The organism is Victivallis sp., from assembly GCF_048170485.1.
Classification (GTDB): Bacteria; Verrucomicrobiota; Lentisphaeria; order Victivallales; family Victivallaceae; genus Victivallis.
The window spans coordinates 1-9,220 of record NZ_DBEXAY010000007.1 but is presented as its reverse complement, the minus strand read 5'-3'; the positions used below and the strand labels follow the sequence as shown (position 1 = coordinate 9,220).

Sequence of the window (9,220 nt, the reverse complement as noted above, 5' to 3'; positions counted from 1 at the left end):
ATAAAAAGACTTGACAATACTGTATCAGTCTGATATAATATTAGAGCAGAGTTTCAAAATCCGGAGAGTGTTCTGATGCCGAAAGTCTCAGTGAAAGCCGATACAATTCTGACGGAACTTAAGCGTCAGATCGCGATTGGGAACTTTGCCCGCGGGAGTGCGCTTCCGTCGCAGTATGAGCTGGCGAAGCTCTTTCAGGTGAGCCACATGACGGTGCGGAAGGCGATCGCCGGATTGACGGCCGAAGGGTATCTGCGATGTGTGCCGCGGGTCGGTTTTTTCGTCAACGACACGGTTTCGGAAAAGAAGATGCAGCGGCAGGTGGGGTTGATTCTGCCGGCGTTTGCGACGCCTGAATTCGTGGACTTCATCGTGCACATGCAGCGGATGTGCGATGAGAAAAAGCTGTTGCTCCGTCAGGCGTTTGCCCGCCATTGGGACGATCGAACCGTGGATGAGACCATTGCCTGCTGCGATGGCATCATCGCATGGAGTCCGGAAGATTTTGCCAAACTTTCTCCGGTCTTTCTTCAGAAACTTCAGCAGAGCGGGAAGCCGCTGATTCTGATTGGAATCCATGAGACCGGCCGGGGGTTTGATTCGGTTGTCGGCAATACCGGCAGCGAGATTCAGCTTCTGGTTGAAAATCTGGTCCGGCTGGGGCATCACAATATCGGTCTTGCCGCGCAGATCCAGCAGATGGAGGACGACAAAAATCATTATTACTCCTGGCGAAAGACGTTGCAGAATTATCCGGAGTGCAGCCACGACTTCGATCGGCTGGCACTGTTGCTCGATGTGCCGCTCTACCAATCCACCCAGCATGCGATCTACCGGCAGTTGCGCGCCATGAAGGGGAACTATCCCTTTTCGGTGCTGATTGTCAAACCTGCCGATTATCTATCTGCGGTGGCGGCGGTTACTGATGATGGATTTTCCGTGCCGGATGATCTTTCGCTGGCGGTGATCGGCGACCGGATTGAGATGCAGTATTACCGCCCCGCCGTATCCTACGTGAATGTTTCACTCGAAGCACATGCCCGGGAAGCGCTCGCTCTGCTTTTGCGGCGGTGGGAAAATCCCGATATGCCTCCGCAGGAGATATTGATTCCAAGCTGTTACGTGCCCGGAGATTCTGTAAAATCATTGGGATTGTGTTGATGTCCGCGAAGAACTCGACTGAAAGAAAAACGGTCATCTGCGTAAAGAGCAGAGATAAATTTACCCCCTGCAAGGAGGAATGTAAATGAACCATCATGTCTTGCCGAAACTTCGCTTTGCTCATTCATCTGCCTGCGGCCTCGGGCGTATCTCCCGCGACAGGGAAAGGGGGGTATGGAACGCTCCGCCTCATTCTGTCGACGTCGCCATGACATTGCGTCCTGCTCGATTTACTCTGATTGAACTCTTGGTCGTAATTGCGATCATCGCCATTCTGGCGGCATTGCTGCTGCCCGCACTGAATCAGGCGCGGGGGAAGGCGCGTACCATCAAATGTGCGAATAATCTCAAACAGATTACGACGGCAGTGGAACTCTACCGCTCCGACAGCGACGCCTACTACCCGATGATCAACAACAGCGGTACGGAAAACGTTAATCGCGGCGGCTGGTGGAGCAATGTTCTTTCGGTTTATCTGCCGATTGCTGAATGGCATACCAAATCGATTGGACGGCCGAAATACAAGGCGGATTCGGTCTGGTTCTGTCCGTCGCTGAATGAGGAGATGGTTTTGGCCGGTGACGGCAATTTCGGTTATGCACCGTATGCGCAGATGGGGCCGATCAGTTGGGACCCTGACATACAAGGATATGGCATCGGCTGGACCAAGGGGCAGAATCTGACCGGGAAGAAAGAACAGATTCGCCGCCGTGTCATGATTTCCGAGGGAATGCGTTTCAAGAACGGTATGACGATTCCGCAGTTTGAAATTCGCCTCAATCAGACTTGGAACTGGACGGGCAGCAGCGGTCGCGGTTGTGCGAATTATCACTCCAACGGCTGCAACGTCATCTTCATCGACGGGCATCTCGAGTGGCACAGCTGGCAGGAATTGTATACCCGGCAGAACCCTTACTTTCAATGGTGGTGATTCTTATGCGAAAAATATTTTATGTCCTTCTCCTCTTCTTTGCAGCAGTTGTCGTGTCAGCGGAGAAACGTCAGGTCTGGCTGGTCGATCTCGCATTCATTGATCCGGTCATCGGCGGAGGCGGTTCGACTTTCGGACATCGGAATAAAATGAACAGCAACGACCTGCGTAATTTTCCGCTGCCGCTTGCTCAAATTCCGAAAAGTCAGCCGAAAAAAGATTCAGCCGAGGAGCGGGCGCTGGTCAATAAGTTCGCCCGGATTCATCTGGAGTTGATGAAAAAAATCGGTGTTGATACTGTGCTTTATGACATGCTGCCGGTGCCCGATTACGATCCGACAAAGCCGCTGGACTCCTGGAATACCCCGTTTGCGCGTTTCCCGCTCTTCCTGGATCGTTTGAAGATTGCCGGAGAGCTCGGGTTGAAGATGGCGATTTTTGCCGATGTGGCCAATCTTTCGAGCCGCTATCCCAAGCGTCGTGTCCTGACCGTCGATGAATGGATCAAGGTGCTGGATTCCGCATTGAAAATGAGTGCGAATCATTCCGCGTATCAACAGGTTAATGGACTTCCACTGCTGGTCCACTTCGGGACGGATTCATTCTATGAGAACATCGATGCCCCGGATAAAACGGCGCCTCTGCCGGATTGCGGTTGGCGTGAGATCCTCGCCGGGTTGCGTAAAAAAGAACAGCGGTTCTATTTTGTCGCCGACATCCGTCCCTCCCGGATCGACTGGATGTGGGATGATATCGCCGACGGAGCCTATCTTTTTTCCCCCTCCGGTCCGACGGAATTCCTTGTCGAATACCAGCGCCACACGATGAAGCGCTTGAAGAAAATACCCTTCTTCTGGAGTGTCAGCAGCGGGAACATGCGTGAGGGAAAGCACTATACTCAGCCGGACTTCGGACGGATTCATGCGATCTATGATGCCGCCATCCGCGCCGGTGTTTCAACGATGATCCTCACCACCTGGAACGACCTGAACGAGGACCACGACATCTGGCCCTCCTGCAACAAGGGATCGGAACTGCTTGAGATCTTCCGCTTTTACAACCGCTGGTTCAAGAGCGGAAGGATGCCGGAAATCGAAGAGGAGAAAATCGTCCTCGCCTGGCCGCTGCGTTCCCCGGAAAAGATCACCAGCTTCTCCGGCCAGTTGTGGTCGCGGCTGCTGCCGGAATCTCCGGGTTCAAAAATCATCACCGAGGCGGCTCCTCCGTACAACGTCTACCGCAAGGAGCAGTTCTATCCGCGAATCTTCTTCTGGTCACTTTTGAAGAAGCCGCGCACCCTCGAACTGTGCGGGCGGAAATATGCGCTGCCCGTCGGGGTTTACTTCGGCAGCTGCGTGTTCGATCTCGGCCGGAATCCGAAGAGGATTCCGGTGACGGCACGGGTTTCCGGCGACACGATTGAGCTTCCTGCAATTCAGCGGGTTCCGGTGGAATTCAAAGATGGCGGCCTCGAACATCGTTATTTCGATCTGCTGCGCAAGCCGGCCTGCAACCTGCTGACCGGACGCCGGCTCGATGTCGCCAATGCCGCCGCCGCGAAAGGAAAACTTCTCCGGGATGGCAAGAGGGTGAAATTGCAGTTTCAACTCAACCCCGGCAAACATAACTGGGTGTTTCTCCGCTCCTCTCTGCCGGAAAACGCGGTGCCGCGCGACGCCCGTTTCGTGAAGATCTCCTATCGCGGAGAGTTGCCGTCGGGGCTGAAGGCGGAAATGGTGTTTCAGCAGAAACCGAGCGATGAATCCTATGTCTGTACGCTGCCGCCGCCGGGCAGGGAGTTCCAGACCCGGCTGATTCCGTTGAATCATTTCAAGCCCGCCTCGTGGAACGCTGGATTGAAACAGCGCATCCCCACTCCGGGTGAGATCCGTTACGTCAATTTCGGAGCGGGCGGCACGCCGGAGCGGGCCGGTTCGGCGGAACTTGAAGTGAAGGAACTGGTGTTCCTGCAATAATCATCGGGGGAGGATATGCGTCTTTTTTCTTTGTTGTTCTGCTTTTTCTGTCTGATCTGCCAGCTTGTCGCCGGAACAGCTTTTCAGCTCCGGTTTACTGATGACATCGCGCAGATCTGCAGCCGGTACGTCAATTCCGACTGGCCGGTGGATTGCCGGATCATGTTGGAACCGGCAAAAGGGACACTCGATCTGACGAAACTGCCGAATTATCCCGCGGGAACGAGATTTGCCCTGCTGGCTGCGGAGTTGGATTCTCCGGAGGAACGCCGTGTTCTGCTGCATGCTTCCGCCGACTGGTGGTTTGACTGTTACGTGAACAATATCCTCGTATACAGCACCATGGGGCGTGGCAACGGCGGGGCTGCGGACAAGGTGCGTCATGCTTTCTCCTGCAATCTGAGGGCAGGGCGCAACCGGATTGTCTTCGTGGTGGAACGCGGGGTGGATTCAATGAAATTCTTTTGCGATATCGCCGAAACCGCAACTCCGGTCCGGACGGCTGCCCCGACGGCGATGGAACGCGATCTGCCGCTGCCACCGCCGGAGGAACCGCTGAAATTCCACCCGGCGATCACCCATATGACGCCTGAAAGTATGCTGATCCGTGTTGTCACCACCATCCCGGTAGCTCTGGGGGCGGAGGCGATCTTCTCCGGCGGCGAACGTTTTACCGCTCCCGGAGACGGTGTGAAGCGGACCTGTCACACCATTGAGCTGGGCCACCCCGCAAAACGAACGCAAGGAAGTTTCCGGCTCTTTGCCCGGGACGGGAAAAAATATCCCGGTCTGACGGCCTCCTGGCCGGTGCGCTGTTTCGGCGGTGACGGTCCGGCGAAGATCCTCGTATTCGGGGATACCCAGCACAGCACACTCTTCCGGCTCGACCTTCTGAAAAAATATTCCCGTCTCGCAGAACGGGAGGAAACGGATTTCGTCATTCACCTCGGTGACGTGGATTCCACGACGGATAACTTTGAAAACCGGTATTTCGGTGCGTTTCTCGATCCGTTTGCCCGCATGTTTGCCGGCCGAAGCCTGATGCCGGTCCGAGGAAATCATGAGTTCATCGGCAGGGAGAAGGAACGGTGGAATGACTTCTTTTCCAGCCGAAAGCGGAAGACATTCGACACCTTCCGGTGCGGCGGGATTTTTTTTGCGGTTCTTGATTCCGGAACGCAGTCACCGACTGCCGCACTGGCGGAAGAACAGCGAAAGATGCTTGAAGAAGCTCTCCGCAGCTCCGCCTTTCGGCAAGCGGACTATCGGATTCTGGTGATTCACGGCGCCGATATCGCACCGGAAAATTCTCCGGACAAGATCGGCCTTACGATGCGCCGCATACTGGCTCCATTCCAGAACGGCGCGGATTTCGATCTAATGATCGCCGGACATGTTCACCGGTATCGGCGAATTGAACCGGGGCGTTACCCATTCCCCATCGTCACGCTGGATGGGCCCGGGGGAATACGGGAAAACTCCGCCCTGGTGGTGCAATCCGGACGCGATGGTTTGACACTTCGCGCATTCACTCCGGAGGGGGTGGAGTTTGACCGGTTCACCATTCCGGGACGGAGGAAGTTTCCCGGCTCCGGAACGGAATGACCGGCGTGCGGGCGTTCGAGGGCTGACACAGTCCCTCAAGTGCGGGAGATGGTGTTGCGGCTCCGCGCGAGTCTCCGGTGAAGGCCGCCGTCGGCGATGATGGTGTCGCCGCTGATGAAGCCGGATTCCGACGAGGCGAGGAAGACCGCCAGTGCCCCGATGTCTTCCGGCTGGCCGACCCGCCCGAGCGGAATATCCGTCGCCACCGCTTCCCGGTTGTAGGAGGGAGAGCGCTTGAGCCGCTCCACTTCGATGAAGCCGGGGGCGATGTTGTTGACCCGGATTCCGAATTCGCCCGCCTCCAGCGCCAGTTCGCCGGTGAGCGCGTGAATCGCTCCCTTGCTCATCGCGTAGAGCGTCCGCCCCGGCACCGTCGTCTCCTGCTGGACCGACCCGATGTTGATGATGCTGCCGCCGGATGGATTGTGTTTCATCAGCGCAATCTCCCGCAACGACGCGAAGAGCGTGCCGCGGATGTTGACCGAGGTGAGCTTTTCGTAGATCTCCGGCGTGACCTCCTCCAGCGGCACCATGCCGGGTTCCCAGCCGGCGTTGTTGACCGCCGCGTCGAGTGTTCCCCATTCCCGTTCGATCGCATCGAACATGGCGTCCAGCTCCTCCAGCTTCCCCAGGTCGGCGCGGTACAGGTGCACTTCGGTGCCCGTCGCGCGCAACTCCGCGGCCAGCGCTTCCGCCGCCGCCGGGTCGGACCGATAGTGAAGAAACAGTTCCGCTCCCGCCGCCGCAAAGGAGCGGGCGATTCCGGCGCCGATTCCCCGGGCCGCCCCGGTGATCAGCGCGCGTTTTCCCTCCTGCGCCTTCATCGGATGAACTCCGGTTCGAGAGCGGCATAGAGTTCGTCGAAGAGCCGGTCGTAGACCGCGTCACTGCGGAACTGCGGCGAACGGCAGCGGGCGCTTTCAATTAGTCCGCGCCGCTGGAGAATCCGCTTCTCGAAGTGGATGATCATCTCGACGTTCTGCCGGATGTGGTTCAACAGCGCGTTAAGTTTGGCGTGGACCCGGAACGCCTCCGCATCGTTGCCCGCTTCGAGCGCGTCCCAGATCTTCCGGTAGACGTCGAACATCGACGGGCCGGGCATCACCCCCTGTGCACCGCGCCGGAATCCCTCGATCATCTGGAATCCGGCGTTGCCGACGAAGATTTCCGCCTGTTTGCCCTTCAGCAGTTCGGTGAGGCGTGAAATGTAGGCACCGGGCGGCTTGCATTCGATCTTGAAGTAGTTGAGATTCTGGTGGCGGGCGGCGAGGTTGGCCAGCGCTTCCGGCGGAATCGTCACACCGGTCTGTTCCGGCGCGTACTGGAACATCACCGGAATCGAAACCGCATCGCAGACCGCTTCGACGTGGCGGGTGATCTCCGCCGCTCCCGGCTTGAGAAAGAAAGGCGGCAGCAGCATCATGCAGTCCGCGCCGGAAGCCTCGATCCGTTTCGCCCATTTCGTCGCCGATTCGGTCGAATGGCGGGTGTTGGAGATGACCGCCGGGGCGTCGTTCGCGTGGCAGACTTCGACCGTGACCGGGATCAACGCCTCCTCCTCTTCGCGGTCGAATTTGTAGTACTCCCCGGCAATGCCGAAGAGCGCCAGCGCCTGCGCTCCTCCCTTGAGCATCGCGTCGCAGCAGCGGCGGTAGCCTTCGAGATCGAGACTGCCGTCGTCATGAAAGACCGCCGGAGCGATTGGACAGACTCCGTGAACTTTTTTCATCGCAGAAAAATCCTTTCTGAAAAATACTTCAACTCATTGCAGATAAGCGAAATCGCACCCCTCGTCGGCCTGAAGAACCGCCTCGGTGTAGTGTTTGATGAAGCCGCGTTCGAACTTCTCTTTCGGTTCGAACTTCGTCTCGGCGAGCCGCCGGGCGATCTCCTCGTCGGAGAGTTCGACGTTGAGCGTTCCGGCATCGACATCCATCGTGATGATATCGCCGTCGCGGAGCGCGCCGAGCGGACCGCCCGCCGCCGCCTCCGGGCAGACGTGGAGCACCACGGTGCCGAATGCGCCGCCGGACATGCGCGCATCGGTGATGCGCAGATAGTCCTTCACGCCGCGCCGGTAGAGTTTGGGCGGAATCGGCATGTAGTTGCCGAACTCCGGCATGCCCGGCGCCCCCTTCGGACCGTAGCCGCGCAGAATCACCGCCTTGTGTTCATCCATGTCGGAGTTTTCGTCGAGCAGGTATTTTTCGGCGTCGGCGAGCGTGTCGAACACCCGCGCTTCGCCCCGGAATTTCAGCAGTTCCGGCGAAGCCGCCGCCCGCTTGATCACCGCTCCGCGCGGAGCGAGGTTGCCGAAGAGCGTCGCGATGCCGCCGTTCGGGGAGAGCGGGCGGTCGATCGGCGCGATCACCTTCGGATTGCAGGAGCGTTCGACCTTCGCGAGGTTCTCGCCGACGGTCCTGCCGGTGACGGTGAGGGCATCGGTGTGGAGCATCCCCTCCAGCTCCTTCATCAACGCCGGAATGCCGCCGGATTGTTGAAATTCGATGCCGACCGTGTAATCACCGACCGGTTTGGTGTTGACCAGAAGTGGCGTACGGTCGCTGATTTCGCGGAAGAGATTCAGCGGCAGTTCGATTCCCGCCCGGCGCGCGATCGCGGTCAGGTGGATCAGCAGGTTGGTCGACCCGCCGGAGGCCATCAACACGGTGATGCAGTTCTCCAGCGCTTCGCGGGTCACGATATCGCGGACGCGCAGATTTTCCTGAATCATTCCGACGATCCGGCGGCCGGTCATTTCGGCAATGCGGAACTTTTCCGCCGAGACCGCCGGGGCGGCGGCGCTCCCCGGCAGGCTCAGGCCGAGGGATTCGGTGGCGCACTGCATGCTGTTGGCGGTCCCCATGATCGGGCAGGCGCCGACACTGCCGTAGAGACAGCCCTCCACATTCGAGAGATCCTCCTCCTTGAGTTCTCCGGCGAGGTACTTTGTCCAGAGCTTGAAGCTGTCGGTGCCGCAGGCGAGCGATTCGCCGCGGTAGTTGCCTGGCAGCATCGGGCCGCCCGGCAGGTAGATGGCCGGCTTGTTCGCCGAAACCGCTGCCATCAGCTGGGCGGGCACATTCTTGTCACAGCTGCCCATCAGCACCACGCCGTCGAACGGGTGACGCTCGATCAGCTCTTCGGTGGTCATCGAGAGCAGGTTGCGGAAGATCAGACTGGAGATGTCGAAGAACACCTCGCAGATCGACATCGTGTTCACTTCCAGCGGGAAACCGCCCGCCGCCCAGACGCCGCGCTTGACCGCTTCCGCCAGTTCCCGGAAGTTGTAGTGCCCCGGGTTGGTTTCCGCCCAGGTGTTGATGATTCCGACAATCGGTTTGTCGAGATCTTCATCGGTGTAACCCATTGTTTTGACCAGGGCACGCCGCAATAGAACCTGTCTGGTCCTGCCGGATAACCAGCGCTTTGAGGTGGATTCCTTCATTTCTGCATTCCTGTTTTATCGTTGTAAAAAAATAAGAATAGATTTACAGCAATAAAGTGTACTTCAGAAATGGAGGTTTTGCAAATTAATTTATGATAA

At 58.0% G+C, this 9,220-nt stretch carries 7 protein-coding genes; 4 read left to right on the top strand and 3 right to left on the bottom strand.

Features of this window, described 5'->3' with window-relative positions:
* Window positions 1-75 precede the first annotated feature (75 nt).
* The 4 genes from ACMLHG_RS00360 to ACMLHG_RS00345 all read left to right on the top strand — a co-directional run bounded on the left by ACMLHG_RS00360 (window position 76) and on the right by ACMLHG_RS00345 (window position 5,673).
* Window positions 76-1,161: a substrate-binding domain-containing protein gene (locus ACMLHG_RS00360; RefSeq protein WP_417169159.1), complete on the top strand. Its 1,086-nt coding sequence runs from the start codon at window positions 76-78 to the stop codon at window positions 1,159-1,161.
* 85 nt (window positions 1,162-1,246) lie between these two features.
* A complete protein-coding gene (locus ACMLHG_RS00355) occupies window positions 1,247-2,092 on the top strand; it encodes a DUF1559 domain-containing protein (protein WP_417169158.1) in 846 nt (281 codons plus the stop codon).
* A 53-nt stretch (window positions 2,093-2,145) separates the two neighbouring features.
* Window positions 2,146-4,068: a hypothetical protein gene (locus ACMLHG_RS00350; protein ID WP_417169157.1), complete on the top strand. Its 1,923-nt coding sequence runs from the start codon at window positions 2,146-2,148 to the stop codon at window positions 4,066-4,068.
* A 15-nt stretch (window positions 4,069-4,083) separates the two neighbouring features.
* A complete protein-coding gene (locus tag ACMLHG_RS00345; RefSeq protein WP_417169156.1) occupies window positions 4,084-5,673 on the top strand; it encodes a metallophosphoesterase family protein in 1,590 nt (529 codons plus the stop codon).
* 35 nt (window positions 5,674-5,708) lie between these two features.
* Here ACMLHG_RS00345 and ACMLHG_RS00340 read toward each other — a convergent pair whose 3' ends face one another.
* From ACMLHG_RS00340 to ACMLHG_RS00330, 3 genes are read right to left on the bottom strand one after another with little or no spacing between them, the layout of a single operon-like run.
* Window positions 5,709-6,497 (bottom strand): SDR family NAD(P)-dependent oxidoreductase, encoded by a 789-nt coding sequence (locus tag ACMLHG_RS00340; RefSeq protein ID WP_417169155.1) that lies wholly within the window; start codon window positions 6,495-6,497, stop codon window positions 5,709-5,711.
* Entirely contained in the window at window positions 6,494-7,402 is a 909-nt protein-coding gene (locus ACMLHG_RS00335) for a dihydrodipicolinate synthase family protein (RefSeq protein ID WP_417169154.1), read from the bottom strand. Before ACMLHG_RS00335 ends, ACMLHG_RS00340 begins: the two co-directional genes overlap by 4 nt.
* 33 nt (window positions 7,403-7,435) lie before the next feature.
* Window positions 7,436-9,121, bottom strand: coding sequence for a dihydroxy-acid dehydratase (locus ACMLHG_RS00330; protein WP_294435563.1), 1,686 nt, complete (start codon window positions 9,119-9,121; stop codon window positions 7,436-7,438).
* Window positions 9,122-9,220 lie beyond the last annotated feature (99 nt).

Excerpts from the sequence above, each read along its gene's own strand:
- ACMLHG_RS00345 (WP_417169156.1), top strand. The coding sequence starts at position 4,084 with ATGCGTCTTTTTTCTTTGTTGTTCTGCTTTTTCTGTCTGATCTGCCAG.
- ACMLHG_RS00335 (WP_417169154.1), bottom strand. The coding sequence starts at position 7,402 with ATGAAAAAAGTTCACGGAGTCTGTCCAATCGCTCCGGCGGTCTTTCAT.
- ACMLHG_RS00340 (WP_417169155.1), bottom strand. The coding sequence starts at position 6,497 with ATGAAGGCGCAGGAGGGAAAACGCGCGCTGATCACCGGGGCGGCCCGG.
- ACMLHG_RS00355 (WP_417169158.1), top strand. The coding sequence starts at position 1,247 with ATGAACCATCATGTCTTGCCGAAACTTCGCTTTGCTCATTCATCTGCC.
- ACMLHG_RS00360 (WP_417169159.1), top strand. The coding sequence starts at position 76 with ATGCCGAAAGTCTCAGTGAAAGCCGATACAATTCTGACGGAACTTAAG.
- ACMLHG_RS00330 (WP_294435563.1), bottom strand. The coding sequence starts at position 9,121 with ATGAAGGAATCCACCTCAAAGCGCTGGTTATCCGGCAGGACCAGACAG.